Source organism: Blattabacterium cuenoti (assembly GCF_014251695.1).
Lineage (GTDB): Bacteria > Bacteroidota > Bacteroidia > Flavobacteriales > Blattabacteriaceae > Blattabacterium > Blattabacterium cuenoti_T.
Map to the genome: position 1 here is coordinate 356031 of NZ_CP059195.1, position 23817 is coordinate 379847.

Consider the following 23817-nt stretch of genomic DNA (forward strand, 5'->3'; position numbering starts at 1 on the left):
TTAAATATAGAAAAACTTCTAGCCTAATCTTCATTAAAATTTTTTAATAAGAAAAAAACTCTAAAAAAGAGATGTTCCAGCCGCACCTTCCGGTACGGCTACCTTGTTACGACTTAGCCCCAGTTATCGATTTTACCTTAAGCAGCTCCTTTTATGGTCACCGATTTCAGGTCCCCCCGACTTCCATGGCTTGACGGGCGGTGTGTACAAGGCCCGGGAACGTATTCACCGCATCATGGCTGATATGCGATTACTAGCGATTCCAACTTCATAGAGTCGAGTTGCAGACTCCAATCCGAACTGAGATCGGCTTTTAGAGATTAGCTTCTAGTCACCCAGTAGCAACCCTTTGTACCGACCATTGTAGCACGTGTGTAGCCCAAGATATAAGAGCCGTGATGATTTGACGTCATCCCCACCTTCCTCTCGACTTACGTCGGCAGTCTTGTTAGAGTCCCCGACATTATTCGCTGGCAACTAACAATAAGGGTTGCGCTCGTTGAGGGACTTAACCCAACACCTCACGGCACGAGCTGACGACAACCATGCAGCATCTTGTACTCCGTCCGAAGACTAAACTATTTCTAGCTTATTCGTAGTACATTTAAACCTTGGTAAGGTTCCTCGCGTATCATCGAATTAAACCACATGCTCCACCGCTTGTGCGGGCCCCCGTCAATTCCTTTGAGTTTCAGCCTTGCGACCGTACTCCCCAGGTGGATCACTTATCACTTTCGCTTAGTCACTGAAATAAATCCAACAACTAGTGATCATCGTTTACGGCGTGGACTACCAGGGTATCTAATCCTGTTTGCTCCCCACGCTTTCGTGCCTCAGCGTCAGTATAGACTTAGTAACCTGCTTTCGCGATCGGTGTTCTGTGTGATATCTATGCATTTCACCGCTACACCACACATTCCAGCTACTCCAATCTCACTCAAGTCTATCAGTATCAATAGCCATTTTAACAGTTAAGCTGTAATATTTCACTACTGACTTAATAAACCGCCTACGCACCCTTTAAACCCAATAAATCCGGATAACGCTTGTGTCCTCCGTATTACCGCGGCTGCTGGCACGGAGTTTGCCGACACTTATTCGTATAGTACATTCACAATTCCTATCACGTAAGAATCTTTATTCCTAAACAAAAGCAGTTTACAACCCGTAAGGCATTCTTCCTGCACGCGGCGTGGCTGGTTCAGAGTTTCCTCCATTGACCAATATTCCTCACTGCTGCCTCCCGTAGGAGTCTGGTCCGTGTCTCAGTACCAGTGTGGGGGATCACCCTCTCAGGCCCCCTACCGATCATTGTCTTGGTTAGCCATTACCTAACCAACTAACTAATCGGACGCACGCCCATCTTTTGCCGTATTTCTACTTTAATAATAAAATCATGCGATTCCATTATGCTATAGAATATTAATCCAAGTTTCCTCAGGCTATTTTCTAGCAAAAGGTAGATTACGTACGTGTTACGCACCCGTTCGCCGGTCGCCATCAAAATTTATATAAAATATAAATTTCATGTTGCCCCTCGACTTGCATGTGTTAAGCCCGCCGCTAGCGTTCATCCTGAGCCAGGATCAAACTCTCCGTTGTAAAAAAAAATTAATATCAAATACACAAAACCTTATTAAAAAAAATCCTGAAATATCAGGTCTAGAAGCTTTTTTATGCTTTTATGCAAAGAACAATAAATGTTATTATTAAAATAGCAATTATACATTTTTTTTTTCAAAAAAAAAGTTTTCAATAAAAATAAATATATATAATTTTACATCATAACATAATATGATGTATAAATTTACTAATTCATCAATATGAGAACTTCAGATTTTGATTTTATGTCTCCTTTACATCTTCTTGCTAAATTTCCCATACAAGAAAGAGATGAATCTAAATTAATGATTATTCATAGAAAAAATAAAAAAATAGAACATAAATTATTTAAAAATTTACATGAATATTTTGAAGAAGGAGACACCCTTATTCTTAATAATACAAAAGTATTTCCTGCAAGATTATTTGGAAATAAAGAAAAAACAGAAGCTAAAATAGAAGTTTTTTTGCTTAGAGAATTAGATCCAAAAGATAGAACATGGGATGTTTTAGTAGATCCAGCAAGAAAAGTAAGAGTGGGAAATAAATTAAATTTTGGTTTTGGATTAACAGGAGAAGTAATAGATAATACTACTTCCAGAGGAAGAATTTTACAACTTAATTTTAATGGTAATCATGAAGAACTTATTAAAAAAATAAAAGAATTAGGAAAAACACCTTTACCTAAATACATTAATAGACAACCGGAAAAAAACGATGAAAAACGTTATCAAACTATATATGCAAAAAAAGAGGGATCTGTAGCTGCTCCTACAGCAGGATTGCATTTTTCTAAACATTTATTGAAAAAATTAGAAATAAAAGGAATAAATTTAGCAGAAATAACTTTACATTTAGGATTAGGAAGTTTTTTACCTGTAGAAGTAGAAGATATATCAAAACATAAAATGGATTCTGAAAAATGTTCTATCAATGAAAATACATGTAAGATAGTAAATCTTGCTATACAAAAAAAAAAAAGAATTTGTGCAATTGGAACTTCTTCTATGAGAGCTATTGAAAGTTCTGTTTCTTCAAATAAAAATTTGAATCCATTTTCCGGATGGACTAATAAATTTATTTTTCCTCCTTATAATTTTAGTATAGCTAATTCTATGATTACAAATTTTCATATGCCAAAATCTACATTACTCATGATGACGGTTGCTTTTGCAGGTTTTGATCTAATAATGAAAGCATACAAAATAGCAATAGAAAAAAAATACAGATTTTATTCTTATGGAGATACTATGTTAATATTATAAATAAAAATCATAATATATCATCTACGATATTATGAAAATCATTTTAGAAAAAATAAAAATTACTATAAAAGAAGAAATAAAAGAATTTGAAAAACAATTTGAAAATGTAATTAAAAACAGCAATATTCCTCTTATAGATAATATAACAAGTTATATTATTCATAGAAAAGGAAAATTAATTCGTCCTATATTTATTCTTCTAATAGCTAAAATGTTAGGTGCCGACACTTATTCGTATAGTACATTCACAATTCCTATCACGTAAGAATCTTTATTCCTAAACAAAAGCAGTTTACAACCCGTAAGGCATTCTTCCTGCACGCGGCGTGGCTGGTTCAGAGTTTCCTCCATTGACCAATATTCCTCACTGCTGCCTCCCGTAGGAGTCTGGTCCGTGTCTCAGTACCAGTGTGGGGGATCACCCTCTCAGGCCCCCTACCGATCATTGTCTTGGTTAGCCATTACCTAACCAACTAACTAATCGGACGCACGCCCATCTTTTGCCGTATTTCTACTTTAATAATAAAATCATGCGATTCCATTATGCTATAGAATATTAATCCAAGTTTCCTCAGGCTATTTTCTAGCAAAAGGTAGATTACGTACGTGTTACGCACCCGTTCGCCGGTCGCCATCAAAATTTATATAAAATATAAATTTCATGTTGCCCCTCGACTTGCATGTGTTAAGCCCGCCGCTAGCGTTCATCCTGAGCCAGGATCAAACTCTCCGTTGTAAAAAAAAATTAATATCAAATACACAAAACCTTATTAAAAAAAATCCTGAAATATCAGGTCTAGAAGCTTTTTTATGCTTTTATGCAAAGAACAATAAATGTTATTATTAAAATAGCAATTATACATTTTTTTTTTCAAAAAAAAAGTTTTCAATAAAAATAAATATATATAATTTTACATCATAACATAATATGATGTATAAATTTACTAATTCATCAATATGAGAACTTCAGATTTTGATTTTATGTCTCCTTTACATCTTCTTGCTAAATTTCCCATACAAGAAAGAGATGAATCTAAATTAATGATTATTCATAGAAAAAATAAAAAAATAGAACATAAATTATTTAAAAATTTACATGAATATTTTGAAGAAGGAGACACCCTTATTCTTAATAATACAAAAGTATTTCCTGCAAGATTATTTGGAAATAAAGAAAAAACAGAAGCTAAAATAGAAGTTTTTTTGCTTAGAGAATTAGATCCAAAAGATAGAACATGGGATGTTTTAGTAGATCCAGCAAGAAAAGTAAGAGTGGGAAATAAATTAAATTTTGGTTTTGGATTAACAGGAGAAGTAATAGATAATACTACTTCCAGAGGAAGAATTTTACAACTTAATTTTAATGGTAATCATGAAGAACTTATTAAAAAAATAAAAGAATTAGGAAAAACACCTTTACCTAAATACATTAATAGACAACCGGAAAAAAACGATGAAAAACGTTATCAAACTATATATGCAAAAAAAGAGGGATCTGTAGCTGCTCCTACAGCAGGATTGCATTTTTCTAAACATTTATTGAAAAAATTAGAAATAAAAGGAATAAATTTAGCAGAAATAACTTTACATTTAGGATTAGGAAGTTTTTTACCTGTAGAAGTAGAAGATATATCAAAACATAAAATGGATTCTGAAAAATGTTCTATCAATGAAAATACATGTAAGATAGTAAATCTTGCTATACAAAAAAAAAAAAGAATTTGTGCAATTGGAACTTCTTCTATGAGAGCTATTGAAAGTTCTGTTTCTTCAAATAAAAATTTGAATCCATTTTCCGGATGGACTAATAAATTTATTTTTCCTCCTTATAATTTTAGTATAGCTAATTCTATGATTACAAATTTTCATATGCCAAAATCTACATTACTCATGATGACGGTTGCTTTTGCAGGTTTTGATCTAATAATGAAAGCATACAAAATAGCAATAGAAAAAAAATACAGATTTTATTCTTATGGAGATACTATGTTAATATTATAAATAAAAATCATAATATATCATCTACGATATTATGAAAATCATTTTAGAAAAAATAAAAATTACTATAAAAGAAGAAATAAAAGAATTTGAAAAACAATTTGAAAATGTAATTAAAAACAGCAATATTCCTCTTATAGATAATATAACAAGTTATATTATTCATAGAAAAGGAAAATTAATTCGTCCTATATTTATTCTTCTAATAGCTAAAATGTTAGGAGATATACAAAAAAAAACATATCATACTGCTTGTTTAATTGAATTAATACATACAGCAACACTTGTACACGATGATGTAATAGATAATAGTTCTCTTCGTCGTGGTTCTTTTTCTATTAACGCTATATGGAAAAATAAAATAGCTGTTTTAATTGGAGATTATTTATTATCTAAAAGTCTTTTAATTGCTACAAATAATAATTATTATGATTTACTTAAAGTAGTATGTAAAACTATAGAAAACATGAGTTTAGGTGAATTATTACAAATTGAAAAAACTAAAAATTTAAATATTACTGAAAAAATTTACAATCAAATTATTTATCATAAAACAGCAAGTTTAATCGCTGCTTCTTGTGAAGCTGGAGCACGTTCAGTTAATACTGACGAAAAAACTGCCTTAAAAATGAGAAAATTTGGAACTCTTACAGGTATAGCTTTTCAAATTAAAGATGATTTATTTGACTATGAAAATAAAAATGAAAGTAACACTGGGAAACCTGTAGGAATAGATTTAAGAGAAAAAAAAATAACACTTCCACTTATTTATGCTATTCAAAAAGCTTCTAAAAAAGATCAAAAATGTATGTTACATTACATAGAAAATTATGATGAAGAAAAAAGATATAAAATCATTAATTATGTAAAAAAATATGGAGGATTAGAATATGCTACTCAAAAAATGATTAAACTTCGTAATAATGCATTAAAAATTTTAGAATTTTATCCAGAAGGAAAAATAAAAGAGGCATTAAAAATAATGGTAAATTTTGTTGTGGAAAGAAATCAATAAATACAATTTTAAGAATAAAATTTTCATGAAAAAAAATTTAGTAATTGTAGAATCCCCTACTAAAGCTCATACAATACAAACATTTCTTGGAAAAGATTATTATGTAGTATCCAGTTATGGACATATTATAGATTTACCAGAAAAAAAAATAGGAATTGAAATTCAAGATAATTTTAAACCTAATTATGTAATAATATCCAAAAAAAAAAAAATAATTCAAAATCTTAAAACATTAATAAAAAATTACGAAATTATTTGGTTAGCTTCTGATGAAGATCGTGAAGGGGAAGCTATAGCTTATCAAATTTATAAGATATTCAATATTCCTGATAAAAAATATAGAAGAATCGTTTTTCACGAAATTACAAAAAAAGCAATTTTTAAAGCAATAGAGAACCCAAGATTAATCAATTACAATTTAGTTTACGCTCAACAAGCTAGACGAATTATAGATAGATTAGTTGGATTTCAATTGTCTCCTATTTTATGGAAAAAAATTAATACTGGTCTTTCTGCAGGAAGAGTTCAATCTATTACTGTAAAACTTATAGTAGAACAAGAAAAAAAAATTCAAAATTTGATTCCTTCTACAGTTTACCAATTATATGGACTTTTTACTAATTCTGAACTTAAAACAACTATCAATGCTAAATTTGAAAAAAAAATAAAAAATAAAAAAAAAATAAAAAATATTTTAACATCATGTATTAATAGTACTTTTATAATTAATAAAATTATTATAAAACAAGAAAAAAAAAATCCTCCTCCTCCATTTACTACTTCGACTTTACAACAAGAAGCTTGTAATAAATTAAATTTTTCTATATCTAAGACAATGTTTTTAGCTCAAAAACTGTATGAAAAAGGATTTATTACATATATTCGAACAGATAGTACAAATTTATCAAAAACTATACTATTAGATATAAAAAATTTTATACTTTCCTCATATGGAAAAAAATATTTATCTATCAAAAAATTTTCAAAAGAAAAGAATAGCTTATCCCAAGAAGCACATGAAGCAATCCATCCTACTATTATCAATTTTAACGAAGATTATTTAAATTCTTTAGATCTATTTCAAAAACGTCTTTACAAACTTATATGGAAACGAACAATTATAGGACAAATGACAAATGCTATTTTTGAAAAAAAATATATTTATATTAAATCTTCTCATTTAGAAAATCTTTTTATTTGGATAAAAAAAACTGTTTTATTTGATGGATTTACAAAAATATTAAATAAAGAAAAAGAAGAAAAACTTAATATTTTATCAATAAAAAAAGGTCTTTTTTTAAAAAGAAAAGAAATAATAGCAAAACCAATTATTGAAAATCATCTATATAGATACAATGAAGCTGGTTTAGTCAAAAAATTAGAACAATTAGGGATAGGAAGACCTTCTACTTATGTTCCTATAATTTCTACTATTAAAAAAAGAAATTATGTTGGTATACAAAAAATTTCAAAAAAAATAGAAATGCGTGAAATTTTTTTTTTAAAAGGTGATTTCATTACTGAAAAAAATGATGAAATTTTAGAAATAGAAAAAAATAAATTTTTTCCTACAGAAATAGGAATTTTAACTACTGATTTTTTAAAGAAAAATTTTCATGAAATAATGAATTATGATTTCACTGCAAATTTAGAAAAGGACTTTGATAATATAGCTAAGGGAAAACAATCTTGGATCAAAATTCTTGAAAATTTTTATAACAAATTTAACAAAAAAATACAATATGTTAAAAAATATGTCAATAAAATTCATAAAGAATATTTTCTTGGAAAGGATCCAAAATCTAATAAAAAAGTTTTTTCTAAAATAGCTAAATATGGTCCGATTGTTCAGATGGGAGAATTTTATGACAAAGAAAAACCAAAATTCTCACCTTTATTAATAAATAAACAAAAAATAGAAACAATTTCTCTTACAGAAGCTTTAAAACTTCTTGATTTACCCAAATTATTAGGAGTATTTGAAAAAGAAAAAATTTTATTGAAAATAAATAAATATAATATTTACATTAAACATAATAATAAATCAATTCCAATTGATGAAAAATTATTTTTTAATAATTTATTAAATTTAGAACAAGCCATTAACATTATCATTGAAAATAGAAATAAAATAAACTGAATAATTCAATATATTTAGTTTTTTAGCTATCAAAATATCTTTGATTTAAATAAGTAGTAGGATAAGCCTGATCATGTCCTGTACGTCTAATATGATCTAAATATTTTTGAATATAAGATAAAGCTTTAACTCTATCAGATAAAGACATACGATTCCATATATTTTCAGCCATTTTTTTTTTTCCAACTTTATATTTATAATCTGTCCAAAAACGATTAAAGGATAAATCAGTAGGAATTTCTTCTATGGAAAAAGTAGCTTTAGAATTTCTCATTTTATTTATAATAGACTCATTATAAGGTAAAAATTTTCCTATCCATATATAATGAGATAAAGAAAGATTTTCAGGAAAAATAATTTCTCTTAAAAAACCATTCAAATCATATTTAAATATGATATCTCCAGATACTAAACGACTTCTAAATATATATTGTTTACCTTTCATTATTATTGATTTCATCAATATTAACTAACATTTTTAATGCATTAACTCAACTATTATTACGAATAATTGTTTTATTTAATGATGAAATTTTCAATTTTAAAAAAAGTATTTAGATATAGTTTATGTTGTTTAAGATTGAATTATTATAAATTTTAATCAGATTGTACAGGTTATATATAATAATTGTTCCTAACATTTTTCATAAACTCCATAATAGAAGTTATGGATTTTTATTTTTAAAATAATAGATTTATTATATCTTTTTTCATATAATTTTAACATTTTAAATTCTAATATGTTATATATTGTTCCTACTCCTATAGGAAATTTAGAAGATTTTACTTTCAGAAGTTTACGAGTTTTAAAAGAGGTCGATCTTATTTTAGTAGAGAGTTATAAAGTATCTAAAAAATTATTAAATTTTTATCATATTAAAAATCATTTAAATAAATATCATATTTATAATGAACATAAAATTATTCCTTCTCTTATAAAAAAAATTAAAAAAGGAAAAAAATTGGCACTAATATCCAATGCAGGAACTCCAAGCATATCTGATCCAGGTTTTTTACTTATAAGATCTTGTATTCAAGCTTCTATTCCTATAGAATGTTTACCGGGACCTACAGCTTTTATTCCAGCATTAGTTTGTTCGGGGCTTTCTACTAATGAATTTATTTTCATTGGTTTTTTACCTAAAAAAAAAAGAAAAATTAAATTAGAAAATTTATCAAAAGAAAATAGAACTATTATCTTTTATGAATCGCCTCATAGATTATTACAAACATTAAACGATATGAAATATTTTTTTGGATCAAAAAGAAATATAGTTATATGTAAAGAAATATCCAAATATTTTCAAAATATATCAAGAGGAAATATAGAAAAAATGATTTTATATTTTAAAAATGTTAAAAAAATATTAGGAGAATATACTATCATCATCGAAAAAAATTCTAAAAAATAATTAAACATATTTTTTTTTCACTAGAAATTCTGCAATTTGAATAGCATTAGTTGCTGCTCCTTTACGAAGATTATCTGCTACTATCCAAATATTTATAGAATTTTGAAATGAAAAATCTTCTCGTATCCTACCTACAAAAACTTCATCTTTTCCATGAGCATATAATGGCATTGGATAAATATTTTTTTTGGGAGAATCTTTAACTATTATTCCTTTTGTTTTCAATAATATTTCATGTATACGATTTATGCTGGGTTTTTTTTTAAATGTGATGTTTACACTTTCTGAATGTCCTCCTATAACAGGAACACGTACGGAAGTAGCTGTTATTGCTATATTATAATCACCTATTATTTTTTTTGTTTCATTCATTAATTTTATTTCTTCTATTGTATATCCTTTATCTGTAAATTGATCACAATGAGGTAAAACATTTTGATAAATAGGATATGGATATACTTTTAAAGAAAAATTTCCATTTTTTTCTTGATATAATTGATCTAAAGCTTTTTTTCCAGTTCCCGTTACTGATTGATAAGTTGATACAATTACTCTACTGATTTTATACTCTATATGTAACGGAAATAACACCATCACTAATTGTATTGTAGAACAATTCGGGTTAGCTATGATTTTATCTTTTTTAGATAAACAAGAAGCATTAATTTCAGGAATAATTAATTTTTTGCTAGAATCCATTCTCCATGCGGAAGAATTATCAATAACTATAGTCCCTATATCTGAAAATTTTGGAGCCCATTCTTTTGATATATAAGACCCTGCTGAAAATAAAACAATATCAGGCTTTTTTAAAAATAAATCATATATATTAATTACTTTATATACTTTTTTTTTAAAAAAAAATTCCTTACCTACAGATTTTTTAGATGCGGCAAGATATAACATTTTTAATGGAAAATTTCTCTTTTCTAAAAGATTAATCATTACACGACCTACCATACCAGTCACACCAACTATTCCTAATTTCATTTTATACGAATTTTTTTTAAAAACTTAATTTTCCATGATATTAATAGAATAAAGTTAGGTAAAATAATGAAAAAAGGAAAAATGATTATTTTATCAGGTCCTTCTGGATCTGGAAAAACTACTATTTCACATTGTTTACTTTCAAAATTTCCGGAATTAAAATTTTCTGTTTCATGTACTACACGGTCCATTAGAAATCATGAAATACATGGAAAAGATTATTATTTTTTGTCTACAAATTCTTTCATTTCTAAAATAGAAAAATATCAATTTGTAGAATGGGAAGAAGTATATCCTAAATTGTTTTATGGAACTTTAAAAAATGAAATTTCCAAAATTTGGAAATCAAATCAACATATATTATTTGATATAGATGTGAAAGGAGGATTAAATTTAAAAAAAAAATATCCCAATAATTCTTTATCCATATTTATAATGGTAAATTCTATAAAAATTTTAAAAGAAAGATTGATAACAAGATGTCATAAAAATTTAGATAAAAACGATATCAATATTCGTATAAATAAAGCTAAAAAAGAAAATAATTATGCAAAATTATTTGATTTTGTTTTGTCAAATATTGATTTATATAAAACAAAAAAACAAGCCATTCAAATAGTTTCTAATTTTATTAATGAAAAATAATAATCGGGGTGACTGGATTTGAACCAGTGACCACACGCCCCCCAGACGTGGACTCTAACCAATCTGAGCTACACCCCGACTGACTAACTCCTCAGGCTGGATTCGAACCAGCGACTCCCTGATTAACAGTCAGGTGCTCTAACCAACTGAGCTACTGAGGATTTTAGGTATTTTTTCGATTCTTATTTTATGTTTTCCTCCCTCAAAATTTGTTTCCAAAAATGTTCCTACAATTTTTAAAATTTTATTTTTATCTATAAAACGTGCTGGTATACTAATAATATTAGCATTATTATGTTTTCTAGCTAAAATCGCAATTTCTTTTTTCCACACTAAAGCCGCACGGATTTTTTTATATTTATTAGCTATCATAGCAGCTCCATTTCCACTTCCACATATAATAATTCCAAAATTTGCTTTTCCTTGATTTACGAATTCTGCAGTCGGATGAATATAGTCTGGATAATCAACATCTTTTCCATATTCAGAAAATCCAAAATCTTTTATTTGGTATCCTTTTTTAATTAAAAAATTATTTATTGCATATTTATAATGTACTCCTGTGTGATCAGATCCTATTGCTATTAGCATTATATTTTTACAAACAAAGAAACAATAAATATACATTTAAAATTTAATTTTTTTTAAAAATAAAGTACTTTTGTATATGGAATTATATTATCTATAATGAACAAAATCAAAACTATTAACGATTTTGATTTTAAAAATCAAACAGCTCTAATAAGAGTTGATTTTAACGTCCCTATAAATGAATTATCTGAAATTACAGATGATACACGTATTCAATGTACTATTCCTACTATTCAAAAAATTATTTCTGAAAAAGGAAAAATTGTTCTTATCTCTCATTTTGGAAGACCAAAAGGAGTCCCTTCAAAAATTTATTCTTTAAAATTTTTAACTGATTATTTATCTAAAAAATTAAAAATTTCTGTAAATTTTTGTGAAAATTGCATAGGAAAAACAGTAATAAAAAAAGTTAAAAAATTAAAAAATGGTGAAATTTTATTATTGGAAAATTTACGTTTTTACAAAGAAGAAGAAAAAGAGGATGAAAATTTTGCTTATGAACTATCAAAATTAGGAGATATATACATAAATGATGCTTTTGGGGTAGTACATCGTTCCCATGCATCTATTACAATTCTTCCAAAGTTTTTTGGGGAAAAAAAATGTATTGGTCTTCTTATGAAAAAAGAAATTCAATATATAGATCAATTTTTATCTAGAAAAAATGAAAAACCTATTACTGTTATATTAGGGGGAGCAAAAATTTCTTCTAAAATAGAAATTATTGAAACTATTATTAATTTTGCAGATTATATTCTAATAGGAGGAGGAATGTCTTTTTCTTTTATTAAAAAAGAAGGAGGAAAAATAGGAGATTCTATAATTGAAAACAATAAAATTATCGAAAATACATTAAAAACAATTTTTAATAAGTATCAAAATAAAATGAAGATGTTACATCTTCCAAAAGATGTAATAATCGCTGATTCTTTCAATAACAATGCCAATACTAAAATTGTCCCTATTCATTCGATTCCAAACGGATGGATGGGATTAGATATAGGTCCTGTTTCTATTAAAACATTTTGTAAAATTATAGAAAAATCCAAAACCATTTTTTGGAATGGCCCTCTAGGCGTTTTTGAATTTTCCAATTTTTCTTTAGGAACTAGATCCATAGCAAAAGCTATTGCAAATATAACTGGAAAAGGAGCTTTTTCTTTAGTAGGAGGAGGAGATTCAATAGCTTCATTAAAAATGGAAAACTGCGAAAAAAAAATAAGTTATTTATCAACTGGAGGAGGTGCTATGTTAGCTAGTTTGAAAAATGAAATTTTACCCGGAATCAAAGCGATCAAATTGTAATTGTGAAAATCAATTCCAAGGTTTTTAATTATATTTGTTTTATAAATGTAATATTTTTAATTTTTAAAAAAATTGCTATGTCATTTAAACTTCCAAAATTATTTTATTCATATAAAGATTTTGAACCTTATATAGATAGAAAAACCATGAATATTCATTATAATAAACATCATGCTAATTACACTAATAATCTAAATAAGGCTATTTTAAATACAAATATGATAAATTTTTCCATAACAAAAATTTTAAAAATAGCACATGTTGAATCTCCAATAATACGTAATAATAGTGGGGGTTTTTACAATCACAATCTTTTTTGGGAAATATTAATCCCTAATATAAAATATGTTCATCCAAGTTCAGATTTAAATGATATTTTAAATAAAAATTTTAATTCTTTTGATTCTTTTAAAGAAACTTTTTCTAAAGTTGCAGCTAATCATTTTGGTTCTGGATGGGTTTGGTTATGCGTAAAAGAAGAAAAATTAACAATTTGTTCCACAGGGAATCAAGATAACCCTCTTATGTGTGGTATGGGTTGTGAAGGGGTTCCAATACTAGGATTAGATCTTTGGGAACATGCTTATTATCTACAATATCAAAATCGTCGTTTAGATTACATATCTTCTTTTTGGAAGATCGTGAATTGGATTCAGGTAGAAGAAAATTACAAAAAAGCTATGAAAAAATAATATTTTTTTCATGGGAAAAATCGTATTAGAAAATATAAAGTTATTTGGATTTCATGGATGTATGCCTGAAGAAAAATACATAGGATCTCATTATACAATCAATTTAGAAATTGAATTTGATTTTAATCAAGCATCTATTAACGATGATTTATCCAAAACTATTAATTATGTAGATTTATATTACATTGTAAAAGAAGAAATGAACATTAATTCAAAATTAATTGAACATTTAGCAGAAAGAATAATTCAAAGGATTAAAAAATACAAAAAACCTTTAGTAAAATATACAAAAGTTAAAATTTGTAAGGAAAATCCTCCATTACAAGGATATGTAGATAGAGTATGTATAATTTTAGATGATTATTAATGGCACTGTGGCCGAGTGGAAAGGCAGAGGTCTGCAAAACCTTTTATAGCGGTTCGATTCCGCTCGGTGCCTTATATTAATTTTATGTATACACTTACGATTTTAAAATTAAAAAATTAACTCTATTGGATAAAAAAAAAGGATGAAGATAAATAATATTCTGATTTCACAACCTCTTAATAGTGCATCTAATGCCCCATATATAAAACTTAGCATGAATAAAAATGTAAATATCGATTTCCGATCTTTTATAGAAGTAAAAGGGGTATCATCCAGTGATGTAAGAAAACAAAAAATTAATTTTTCTGATTTTACTGTCGTTCTTTTTATCAGTAAAAAATCCGTAGATCATTATTTTAGGTTAGCAGAATTGATGCGTTTCAAAGTTCCTATTTCTATGAAATATATTTGTCAAACAGAAACTGTAGCATATTATTTGCAAAAATATATTGTATTTAGAAAAAGAAAAATTCATATTGGAAATAAATCATTTCAAGATATACTTCCTTATGTTATAAAACATTCCAAAGAAAAATTTCTTTTACCTTCTTCGGATATATTAAAACCAGAAATTCCTGACATATTAAATAAACAAAATATTTTTTGGAAAAGAGTTATTTTATATAAAACTACTTTTAGCGATTTATCCGATTTAAAAAATATATACTATGATATTTTAGTTTTTTTTAGTCCAGTAGAAATAAAATCTTTATTTGATAATTTTCCTAATTTTGATCAAAATAATATTAAAATTGCTACTTTTGGAAAAAATACTTTTAATGCAGCTTATAAAGCTGGATTAAACATTGATATAAAAGTTCCAACACCAGAATTCCCCTCTATGGCTATGGCTTTGGAAAAATATATTAAAAAACTAAATATAATCAGATATTAAAAATTTTTATATAGTATTCATTCCTCCCTCCCTACTTATTTTATCTATTTTAATAATTTTTGATATTTCCAATCAATATAATTATTCTACTGTTACTGATTTTGCTAAATTTCTTGGTTGATCTACGTTTTCTCCACGTATATAAGCAATTTGATAAGCTAATAATTGAAGAGGAATAACAGTTACTAATGGGCTAAGTATTTCAGAAATATTTGGTATTTTTATCACATGATCTGCTAACATACTAACTTGAATATCTCCTTCATTAATTATAGCTATAACTTTTCCTTTTCTCGCTTTAATTTCTTGAATATTTCCAATAATTTTATTATAACATCCTTTTTTTGTAGCAATAATTACCACTGGAAAATTTTCATCAATTAAGGCTATAGGACCATGCTTCATTTCTGCCGCAGGATAACCTTCCGCATGGATATAAGATATTTCTTTTAATTTTAAAGCTCCTTCTAAAGCTACCGGAAAATTAATTCCTCTACCTAAATAAAGAAAATTATTTACATCATGATACATTTTAGATATTCGTTTTATAGTATCATCTATTCTTAAAGTAAAATCAATTTTTTCTGGAATAGATCCAAGTTCTTTACATAATAATTTATAGCGAGAATCATTTATTGTAGATCTATGTTTTCCTATAATCAAAGCTAACAAAATAAGAACTGTAATTTGTGCTGTAAAAGCTTTTGTAGAAGCTACCCCAATTTCAGGGCCTGCATGTGTATAAGCACCTGCATCTACATTTCGTGCAATAGATGAGCCAACAACATTACAAATTCCAAATATAAAAGCTCCTTTTTTTTTTGCTAATTTCAAAGCCGCTAAAGTATCGGCTGTTTCTCCAGATTGGGAAATTACAATAATAACATCTCTTTTTTTTATAATAGGATTCCTATACCGAAATTCAGAAGCGTACTCTACCTCTACTGGAATACGAGCAAGTTCTTCTAATAAATATTCACCGATTAAGCTCGCATGCCATGAGCTTCCACATCCTATTATAGTTATACATTTAGCATTTATAAAAATATCTTTATTAGATTCAATTCCATTAATACAAATAATTTTTTCCGGAATTAATAATCTACCTCGTAGAGTGTCCAAAATTCTTTTAGGTTGTTCATGTATTTCTTTTAACATGAAATATTTATATTCCCCTTTTTCAATTTCTTTTAAATTAATTTTAAGTTTTTTAATAATTGGATTCAATCTATGATTATCTATAATCTTCCTAAGATCTAGCTCTTTTCCTTTTTTAAGAATAGCCATTTCCCCATCTTTTAAATAAAGAACATTTTTGGTATAATCTATAAAAGAAATGGGATCAGATGCAACAAAAAATTCTTTTTCATTAATTCCTAAAGACAAAGGACTTCCTAATTTTGCAATAATAACTGTTTCTGGGTGAGATTTTTCTATTACAGCAATAGAATAGGCCCCTACAATTTCATTTAAAGAAATTCTTACTGCTTCTTCTAAAGATAATTTATTTTCTATTTTAAGATACTCAATCAAATTAACAAGAACCTCTGTATCTGTTTTACTTTTAAAAGTAAAACCATTTTTCAATAAAATAATTTTAATAGCATAGTAATTTTCTATAATTCCATTATGAATCATAACAAGTTCATTGGAATTAGAAACATGAGGATGAGCATTAATATCATCTGGAATTCCATGAGTAGCCCATCTTGTGTGACCTATCCCTGTTGTTCCTTTAATTTGTATTTTACAGGAAAAAATTTTTTTTTCCAATTCATATACTCTTCCTTTGGTCTTACATAAATTATATCCATTCTCATAAAAAACAGCAATACCCGAACTATCATATCCTCTATATTCCAATTTTTTTAATCCACTAATGAGAATAGGGTAAGCGTCTTTATAACCCAAATAACCAATTATACCACACATTACAGATAAAATTATAAGTTTTTATCTATTTAATTTATCTGTTCTAAAACAGTTTTTTTATAAAATTGTTGATAAATGGTTTCTATTTCTTCTACAGGATAATATTTTAATACTAACAATTTGTTAATTTTTATATAATTTTCTATTTTTTCAGGAAAAATCTGATCACCTTTTATAATAGCATCCGAAAAATACATACATAATTTGATTAGATTAAAATAATTTGGATTTTCTAATAATTTTAATTTTATAGATTTTATGCCATCAAATTTTATTTTTTGAAGAATGTCTTTGTTTAAAAATCCTTTAAAAGGTTTATTGTAAATAGATACAACAATTTTTACATTTTGGTACACTGGATCATTTTTGTAAAAATTTTTAATATATAAAGGAATAAAAGAACTTATCCATCCATAAATATGAATAATATCAGGTTTCCAATTTAATTTTTTTACAGTTTCTAAAACACCTTTTGTAAAAAATAAAGCTCTCTCATCATTATCCAGAAAGAAAACTCCATTTTCATCTTCATCTATTGCCTTTCTTTTGAAATATTCTTCATTATCTATAAAATAAACTTGTAATCTAGCATCAGGAATGGATGCTACTTTTAATAATAAAGGTTGATCAATATCATTTATTGTTAAGTTCATGCCTGATAAACGAATCACTTCATGTAGTTGATGTCTTCTTTCATTAATTACTCCAAAACGTGGCATAAATATACGTACATCACTTCCTATTGATTGCATAAATTTAGCAGCTTTCAGTACCGATAAAGATATCGGATTCTCTGAAGAAAAGGGAAATAAATCCGAAGAAACATATAATATACGTTTATCTGTCATCTTAGATTAGAGTTATTTTATTTTTTTATATACAGTAAAAAAACGGATCATTGCAAATATAATAAATAATATCCTAAGTTTAATAACAAAAATATTAAGTAATTTCTTTGATTTAAAATCTTTAGATTGTAAATTTTTTTACTTTTTATAGATAAATATGTTTTTGTTATGAAAAAAGAAAGAAAAATAAGAAAAAAACATTATAATAATTTATCTACAGGATTTATTAAAATTACTAGTCATGGATATGCATTTGTCTATGTGGATGAATTTGAAAAAGATGTTTTTATCCCTAAAAATAAAACAAATAGAGCTTTAAAAGGAGATTTTGTTAAAATTAGATTTTATCATAATCGTAAAGGAATGAAAATGGAAGGAGAGGTATTAAAGGTAATCAAAAGAAAAACTAAACAATTTATCGGAATATTGAAATTGGACGTACAATCTGTCCAATCTAATAAATATGGAATAGTACATAATAATATTATTCATGTAGATATTTTAGTTCCAATCCAAAAATTAGAAAAATGTCATCATAATAATAAAGTATTAGTTCAAATTATATCATGGCCTAAAAAATTTAAAAATCCTTTGGGAAAAATAGTAAAAATATTTGGGCCTTCTGGGGAATATAAAACAGAAATTTTTTCTTTATTAGAAGAATATGGAATATCCTATAAATTTTCTGAAGAAATGGAAAATGAAGCTAAGAAGATTTTTTACAAAGAAATTTTAGATGTTAACTTCAGAAAAGATATGCGAGATGTTAATACTTTTACTATAGATCCTTTAAACGCTCAAGATTTTGATGATGCTCTTTCTATTAGAAAATTAAATTCTGATACTTGGGAAATAGGAGTACATATATCTGATGTATCACATTATATAAAAGAAGGAAGTTTATTAGATCAAGAAGCATATTCACGTGCTACATCTATTTATTTTGTAGGAGAAGTTATTCCAATGCTTCCAAAAATATTGTCTAATGATCTTTGCTCTTTGCAGCCAAAAAAAGATAAATTAAGTTTTTCCTATATTTTTAACATAGATAGTCGAGGAAGAATATTGAAAAATTGGTTTGGAAAAACCATAATACGATCTGATAAAAAATTTTCATATGATGAAGTTCAATGTATTATAGATCAAAAAAAAGGAGATTATTGCGAAGATATTTACAGATTATTTTTATTTTCTAAAATTTTAATTCAAAATAGATTAAAAAATGGAGCACTTTTTTTAGAAAAAGTAGAAATTAAGTTTCGTTTAGATGATAAAAATAATCCAATAGATTTATTATTGGAAAAAAATAATGATGCTCATCGTTTAATTGAAGAATTTATGTTACTAACTAATCGAAAAATATCTGAATTTGTTAGCTTAAATTTTGAGGGAATCCCTTCTAATAAATTTTATATTTACAGAGTCCACGATGTTCCTGATTTTCAGAAAATTTTTTTTCTTAAAAAAATTATAGAACCTTTAGGTTATTTTTTAGATTTAAAGAATTTAAAAAACTCTATTAATTATTTATTAAAACAGATTCGAGGAAAACCAGAACAAAATATGATTGAAAATTTAATTCTTAGAGCTATGAGTAAAGCAAAATATTCTACAAATAATATAGGACATTATGGTTTATCTTTTATTTATTATACTCATTTTACTTCTCCTATAAGAAGATATTCAGACATAATAGCTCATCGTTTATTATACCATTATTTAACAATAAATGATGAAATAAAAAATAAAAATGAAAAAAATAAATTGAATACAATAGAATTTTATGAAAAACAATCTCAATATTGTAGTTATAAAGAACGTTTAGTTATAGATGTAGAAAGAGAATTTTTAAAATATATACAAGTTAAATATATAAAAAAATTTATAGGAAAAGAATTTTATGGTATTATTACGGGATTTACTGATTGGAGTATTTATATTGATTTACTATTATTTCAAACTGAAGGAATGGTAAGATTACGTGATATTAAAGAAGATTCTTATATTTTAAATTCAAATAATTATAGTATAATTGGTAAAAAAAAAAGAAAAATATATCATTTAGGAGATAAAGTAAAAGTAAAACTTTTAGATGTTAATATAGAAAAAAAACAAATTACTCTTGACTGGATCAATGATATATTATAATATCTCATTTACACTCTAACAGCGGAAGGAACAAATATAGTGTAATCACCTCCATTTTTTATAACATCTCTCACTATATGAGAACTAATATGAGATTTTTCATGAGAAGAAAAAAGATAAACTGTTTCAATAATATGTTTTTTGTATAATTCTTTATTAATCAAAAATATATTTTTTTCAAGTTCGAAATCCAACTGATTTCGAATTCCTCTTAATAAAAATCTAGCTTTTTTTTTTATACAAAAAGAAATAGTTAATCCATTGAATGAATCAATTTCTATTTTTTGTGATAAACTTAAAAAAGTTTTTTCTATCCACTGTTTTCTCTTTTTAAGAGAAAACATATTTTTTTTTTTAAAATTTTTTCCAATAGCTATAATAATTTTATCAAATAAATTTAAAGCCCTAATAATAATATCATAATGTCCTAAAGTAATCGGATCAAAAGATCCAGGAAATACTACTATTTTTTTATTCATTTTATAAAATATTAAGAAATATATTTATCTTAAAATAAAAAACAAAATTTATTTTTACTTATAACTTATTCTTATTTATAATAAATAATGAACAAATCGTGCTTTGGGTGTTTCAATAAATGTGAAAAAAAAGAAAATATTTTTCAAAAAAAACAATGTTATAAACATCATGCATTAGATTGGTTATCCAATATTCAATCTCCTTTTGAATATCAAAAATATGATATTGTGGAAGTCCAATTTAAGAATGATAGAAAAGAATTCTTTTTTAATCAAGAAAAAATATTTCTGAATCAAGGGGATATTGTTACTGTAGAGCCTAAATCTGGGATAGGATACGATATAGGAACAGTTCATTTAACTGGAGAATTGGTAAAATTACAAATAAGAAATCAAATAGTTAATTCAAATACTTTTAAAAAAATATATAGAAAATCAACTTATAAAGAAATAGAGATTTGGAAATTTTTTAAAAAAAAAGAATTTTCAACTCTTTTAAAAGCTAAAAAAATTGCAAAAAATTTAAATCTTTCTATGAAAATTTGTGATGTAGAATATCAAGGAAATGGAGAAAAAGCTGTTTTTTATTACACAGCTGAAAATAGAATTGATTTTAGAACATTAATTAAAGAATTTGCTTTGCAATTTCATTTACGTATAGAAATGCGTCAAATAGGATATAGACAAGAAGCTGCAAAAATTGGTGGAATTGGTTCTTGTGGTAGAGAACTTTGTTGTTCCACTTGGTTAAAAAATTTTAAAAGTGTTACAACCAATTCAGCAAGATATCAACAACTATCCATCAATATTCAAAAATTAACCGGACAATGTAGTAAATTAAAATGCTGTCTTAATTATGAACTAGATGCTTATTTAGATGCTATAAAAGATTTTCCGGATTTTAATAAAAAAATTCATACAGAAAAAGGAATTGCTAAATGCATGAAAATTGATGTTTTTAAACAGGAAATGTGGTTTTCTTATGTTAAAAATCCAAATACTTGGTTTAAAATAAAAGCCAAAAAAATTAAAGAAATTTTAGAAAAAAATAAAATATCACCCGCTTTAGAAGAACTATCAACTATCAATGCTATTCAAAAAACAGAATTAATATTTAAAGATTTATCTATATAATAAAAAAAATATTTTCATATTATATGATAATAAAATAATTTTTTTTACGTGTATAAAAAAAGGACAAAAATAAATTCTTATTTTCGAAGACTTATTTTTTATTTTTGGTTTTTATTTATTATAGGAATAAGTAGCATAATTAGTATTTTTTATGCTGCTTCCAAAGGTTATTTAGGGATTTTACCAAGTACTAAGGATATAGAAAATCCTGCGATGAAAGTAGGATCAGAGGTATATGATTCAAATGGAATATTATTAGGTAGATTCTTTTCAGAAAATAGGACTTTAATTAGTTATCAACAACTTCCAAAAGATCTTGTTAATGCACTTATAGCAAAAGAAGATATTCGTTTTAAATATCATTCTGGAATTGATGTTAAATCATTTCTTAGAGCTATCCTTTCTTTAGGAAAAAGAGGAGGAGGAAGTACTATATCACAACAATTAGCAAAACTTCTTTTTACAGGTCCATCTGCAAAAAATAAATTACAAAGAATCCATCAAAAACTTTTAGAATGGGTAATGGCTATTGAATTAGAAAAACGTTATACAAAAGAAGAAATTATTACTATGTATTATAATAAATTTGATTTTTTGTATAATGCAAAAGGAATAGAAACAGCCGCTCATACTTATTTTAATAAAAAGGTTTCTGAACTCAATTTAGGGGAATCTGCGATATTGGTTGGAATGCTAGAAAATCCTTCTTTATACAATCCTAGAAATTATCCTGATAGAGCAAAAAAACAAAGAAATTTAGTTTTATATCAAATGAAAAAATATAATTTTTTAAATATAGATAAATATCAAAAAGAATTGAAAAAACCTGTAAAAATAAATTTTAAAATACAAAAAAAAGATTTTGAATTATTAACTTATTATGGAGAATTTTTAAAAAAAGAAATTCAAGAAGCTTTAGATGAACATGAAGAAAAAACTGGACAAAAATTTGATCTTTATTCTAGTGGATTAAAAATATATACATCTATAGATGCTAAAATGCAAGATTATGCAGAAAAAGCAGTAAAAAAACATCTTAGTCAATTGCAAATTTTATTTAATCGTTTTCAACGGACTAATAAAAATGCTCCATTTTTAAATATTTCTAAAGAAAAAACAAAACGAATTCTTATATCTGCAATGCACAGAACTTCTCTTTATCAAGATTTAAAACAAAGAGGATTAACAGAAAAAAAAATTATAGAAGAATTTCAAAAACCACAATTAATAAAATTATTTACTTGGAACGGAACTAAAGAAGTATTCATGTCTCCATGGAATTTCATTCGTTATCAAAAAAGTATTATTCAAGCAGGAATGGTATCTGTAGAGTCCTCTACTGGATTTATTAAAGCATGGGTAGGAGGAATAGATTTTAATTATTTTCAATATGATCATGTATCACAGACTCAACGTCAAGTTGGTTCTGTTTTTAAACCTATTTTATATGCTGCAGCTATTAATGAATTACATTATAATCCTTGTACAAAAATTTCAAATGAAAAATTTCATTTAGGAAAATGGACTCCTAGAAATTCTAATGGAAAATATGGAGGTTTTATAACTTTAAAAGATGGTTTAGCATTTTCCATTAATACTATTTCAGCTCGTTTAATATCACAAATGACTCCAGGTCCAGTAATTAATTTAGCAAGAAAAATGGGAATTGAGTCTATAATTCCTAAACATCCATCTATTGCACTTGGTTCTGCTGATTTAACTTTATATGAAATGACAGGAGCATTCAATACATTTACTAATTATGGTATTTATGTTAAACCCTCTATTTTAGTAAAAATAGAGGATGAAAATGAAAATTTAATTAAAGAGCATATAGATCTTAGTAGAAGACAAGTTTTTAATGAAGAAGTAGGATATATTATGTTAAAATTAATGCAAGGAGTAGTTAAATATGGAACTGCAAAAAGACTAAAATCATACAATCTTACTGGAGATATAGCGGGAAAAACAGGAACAACTAATGAGAACTCAGATGGATGGTTTATCGGGATGATTCCTAATTTAACTACTGGAGTTTGGGTTGGATGGGAAGATAGATTTTCTCATTTTGATAGCATTAAATTAGGACAAGGAGCAAATATGGCTTTACCTATATGGGCTTATTACATAAAAAGTTTGTATAAAGATATTAATTTAATTTATCATAATAAATTATTATTCCAAAAACCTAAAAATTATCAATCTTATTGGGATTATTGCGACGAGATCCATATTAAAGAAGAAAACGAGATAAACGAAGAAAAAAAAGAAGATAAAATAAATCCTTTAAAAAAAATGATAGATTTTGATAGAAACTTAAACTTTAAAAAAAACAAAGATCATGAGAATGATAAATAAT

At 26.0% G+C, this 23817-nt stretch carries 19 protein-coding genes, 3 tRNA genes, 1 rRNA gene and 1 other annotated feature; of the genes, 14 read left to right on the forward strand and 9 right to left on the reverse strand.

The genetic code is table 11. The annotated features are described in order from the left end of the window. Positions 1-64: 64 nt before the first annotated feature. Positions 65-1602, reverse strand: a 16S ribosomal RNA gene (locus H0H62_RS01655). Positions 1603-1823: 221 nt separating this feature from the next. On the opposite strand from H0H62_RS01655, the gene queA (H0H62_RS01660) reads away from it, so the two are divergent. The 4 genes from queA (H0H62_RS01660) to topA all read left to right on the forward strand — a co-directional run bounded on the left by queA (H0H62_RS01660) (position 1824) and on the right by topA (position 8020). Further along, positions 1824-2867, forward strand: a complete 1044-nt coding sequence (gene queA / locus H0H62_RS01660) for a tRNA preQ1(34) S-adenosylmethionine ribosyltransferase-isomerase QueA (RefSeq protein ID WP_185860478.1) — start codon at positions 1824-1826, stop codon at positions 2865-2867. Between the two features lie 169 nt (positions 2868-3036). Then, positions 3037-3595: a sequence feature (16S ribosomal RNA rRNA prediction is too short), on the reverse strand. 229 nt (positions 3596-3824) lie between these two features. Further along, positions 3825-4868, forward strand: coding sequence for a tRNA preQ1(34) S-adenosylmethionine ribosyltransferase-isomerase QueA (gene queA, locus H0H62_RS01665; RefSeq protein ID WP_185860478.1), 1044 nt, complete (start codon positions 3825-3827; stop codon positions 4866-4868). A 31-nt stretch (positions 4869-4899) separates the two neighbouring features. After that, positions 4900-5880, forward strand: coding sequence for a polyprenyl synthetase family protein (locus H0H62_RS01670; protein ID WP_185860479.1), 981 nt, complete (start codon positions 4900-4902; stop codon positions 5878-5880). Between the two features lie 25 nt (positions 5881-5905). After that, the gene (gene topA / locus H0H62_RS01675) at positions 5906-8020 is read left to right on the forward strand and encodes a type I DNA topoisomerase (protein ID WP_185860480.1); all 2115 of its coding nucleotides are present in this window, start codon (positions 5906-5908) and stop codon (positions 8018-8020) included. Positions 8021-8042: 22 nt separating this feature from the next. Here topA and H0H62_RS01680 read toward each other — a convergent pair whose 3' ends face one another. Further along, positions 8043-8465 carry a hypothetical protein gene (locus tag H0H62_RS01680; RefSeq protein WP_185860481.1) on the reverse strand — a complete coding sequence of 141 codons (423 nt, stop codon included), beginning with the start codon at positions 8463-8465 and terminating at the stop codon, positions 8043-8045. Between the two features lie 295 nt (positions 8466-8760). Between H0H62_RS01680 and rsmI the strand changes: the two genes are divergently transcribed. Then, the gene (gene rsmI, locus H0H62_RS01685) at positions 8761-9432 is read left to right on the forward strand and encodes a 16S rRNA (cytidine(1402)-2'-O)-methyltransferase (protein ID WP_185860482.1); all 672 of its coding nucleotides are present in this window, start codon (positions 8761-8763) and stop codon (positions 9430-9432) included. Here rsmI and H0H62_RS01690 read toward each other — a convergent pair whose 3' ends face one another. Continuing rightward, the gene (locus H0H62_RS01690; RefSeq protein ID WP_185860483.1) at positions 9433-10422 is read right to left on the reverse strand and encodes an aspartate-semialdehyde dehydrogenase; all 990 of its coding nucleotides are present in this window, start codon (positions 10420-10422) and stop codon (positions 9433-9435) included. It abuts the gene before it with no gap. A gap of 66 nt (positions 10423-10488) precedes the next feature. Here H0H62_RS01690 and gmk point away from each other — a divergent pair, with 66 nt between their 5' ends. Further along, positions 10489-11067 (forward strand): guanylate kinase, encoded by a 579-nt coding sequence (gene gmk / locus H0H62_RS01695; RefSeq protein WP_185860484.1) that lies wholly within the window; start codon positions 10489-10491, stop codon positions 11065-11067. A 3-nt stretch (positions 11068-11070) separates the two neighbouring features. On the opposite strand, the gene H0H62_RS01700 is transcribed toward gmk, so the two are convergent. From H0H62_RS01700 to H0H62_RS01710, 3 genes are all read right to left on the reverse strand, one after another. Continuing rightward, positions 11071-11145: transfer RNA gene (locus H0H62_RS01700), tRNA-Pro, on the reverse strand. A gap of 9 nt (positions 11146-11154) precedes the next feature. Then, a tRNA-Asn gene (locus H0H62_RS01705) sits at positions 11155-11228 on the reverse strand. Next, the gene (locus tag H0H62_RS01710; protein ID WP_185860485.1) at positions 11206-11658 is read right to left on the reverse strand and encodes an RpiB/LacA/LacB family sugar-phosphate isomerase; all 453 of its coding nucleotides are present in this window, start codon (positions 11656-11658) and stop codon (positions 11206-11208) included. The genes H0H62_RS01705 and H0H62_RS01710 overlap by 23 nt, the downstream gene beginning before the upstream one ends. Before the next feature lie 96 nt (positions 11659-11754). Here H0H62_RS01710 and H0H62_RS01715 point away from each other — a divergent pair, with 96 nt between their 5' ends. The 5 genes from H0H62_RS01715 (at position 11755) to H0H62_RS01735 (ending at position 14917) form a co-directional block, all read left to right on the forward strand. Next, positions 11755-12963 carry a phosphoglycerate kinase gene (locus tag H0H62_RS01715; protein ID WP_185860486.1) on the forward strand — a complete coding sequence of 403 codons (1209 nt, stop codon included), beginning with the start codon at positions 11755-11757 and terminating at the stop codon, positions 12961-12963. A gap of 77 nt (positions 12964-13040) precedes the next feature. Next, positions 13041-13655 (forward strand): superoxide dismutase, encoded by a 615-nt coding sequence (locus H0H62_RS01720; RefSeq protein ID WP_185860487.1) that lies wholly within the window; start codon positions 13041-13043, stop codon positions 13653-13655. 10 nt (positions 13656-13665) lie between these two features. Continuing rightward, the gene (folB, locus tag H0H62_RS01725; RefSeq protein ID WP_185860488.1) at positions 13666-14022 is read left to right on the forward strand and encodes a dihydroneopterin aldolase; all 357 of its coding nucleotides are present in this window, start codon (positions 13666-13668) and stop codon (positions 14020-14022) included. Between the two features lies 1 nt (position 14023). After that, positions 14024-14094, forward strand: a tRNA-Cys gene (locus H0H62_RS01730). A 70-nt stretch (positions 14095-14164) separates the two neighbouring features. Next, the gene (locus tag H0H62_RS01735; RefSeq protein ID WP_185860489.1) at positions 14165-14917 is read left to right on the forward strand and encodes a uroporphyrinogen-III synthase; all 753 of its coding nucleotides are present in this window, start codon (positions 14165-14167) and stop codon (positions 14915-14917) included. Positions 14918-14998: 81 nt separating this feature from the next. On the opposite strand, the gene glmS is transcribed toward H0H62_RS01735, so the two are convergent. Further along, the gene (gene glmS, locus H0H62_RS01740; protein WP_185860490.1) at positions 14999-16849 is read right to left on the reverse strand and encodes a glutamine--fructose-6-phosphate transaminase (isomerizing); all 1851 of its coding nucleotides are present in this window, start codon (positions 16847-16849) and stop codon (positions 14999-15001) included. Between the two features lie 29 nt (positions 16850-16878). Continuing rightward, positions 16879-17697 carry a glycogen/starch synthase gene (locus H0H62_RS01745; protein WP_185860491.1) on the reverse strand — a complete coding sequence of 273 codons (819 nt, stop codon included), beginning with the start codon at positions 17695-17697 and terminating at the stop codon, positions 16879-16881. Between the two features lie 168 nt (positions 17698-17865). Here H0H62_RS01745 and rnr point away from each other — a divergent pair, with 168 nt between their 5' ends. After that, positions 17866-19845, forward strand: a complete 1980-nt coding sequence (rnr, locus tag H0H62_RS01750) for a ribonuclease R (protein ID WP_185860492.1) — start codon at positions 17866-17868, stop codon at positions 19843-19845. Between the two features lie 8 nt (positions 19846-19853). Here the strand turns inward: rnr and coaD are convergent, their stop codons facing one another. Beyond that, the gene (gene coaD, locus H0H62_RS01755) at positions 19854-20324 is read right to left on the reverse strand and encodes a pantetheine-phosphate adenylyltransferase (protein WP_185860493.1); all 471 of its coding nucleotides are present in this window, start codon (positions 20322-20324) and stop codon (positions 19854-19856) included. Between the two features lie 87 nt (positions 20325-20411). Between coaD and H0H62_RS01760 the strand changes: the two genes are divergently transcribed. Together H0H62_RS01760 and H0H62_RS01765 are read left to right on the forward strand one after the other, a co-directional pair. Next, positions 20412-21458 (forward strand): PSP1 domain-containing protein, encoded by a 1047-nt coding sequence (locus tag H0H62_RS01760; protein ID WP_185860494.1) that lies wholly within the window; start codon positions 20412-20414, stop codon positions 21456-21458. A gap of 48 nt (positions 21459-21506) precedes the next feature. After that, complete coding sequence (locus H0H62_RS01765) at positions 21507-23816, forward strand: transglycosylase domain-containing protein (protein WP_185860495.1); 2310 nt, start codon at positions 21507-21509, stop codon at positions 23814-23816. Position 23817 lies beyond the last annotated feature (1 nt).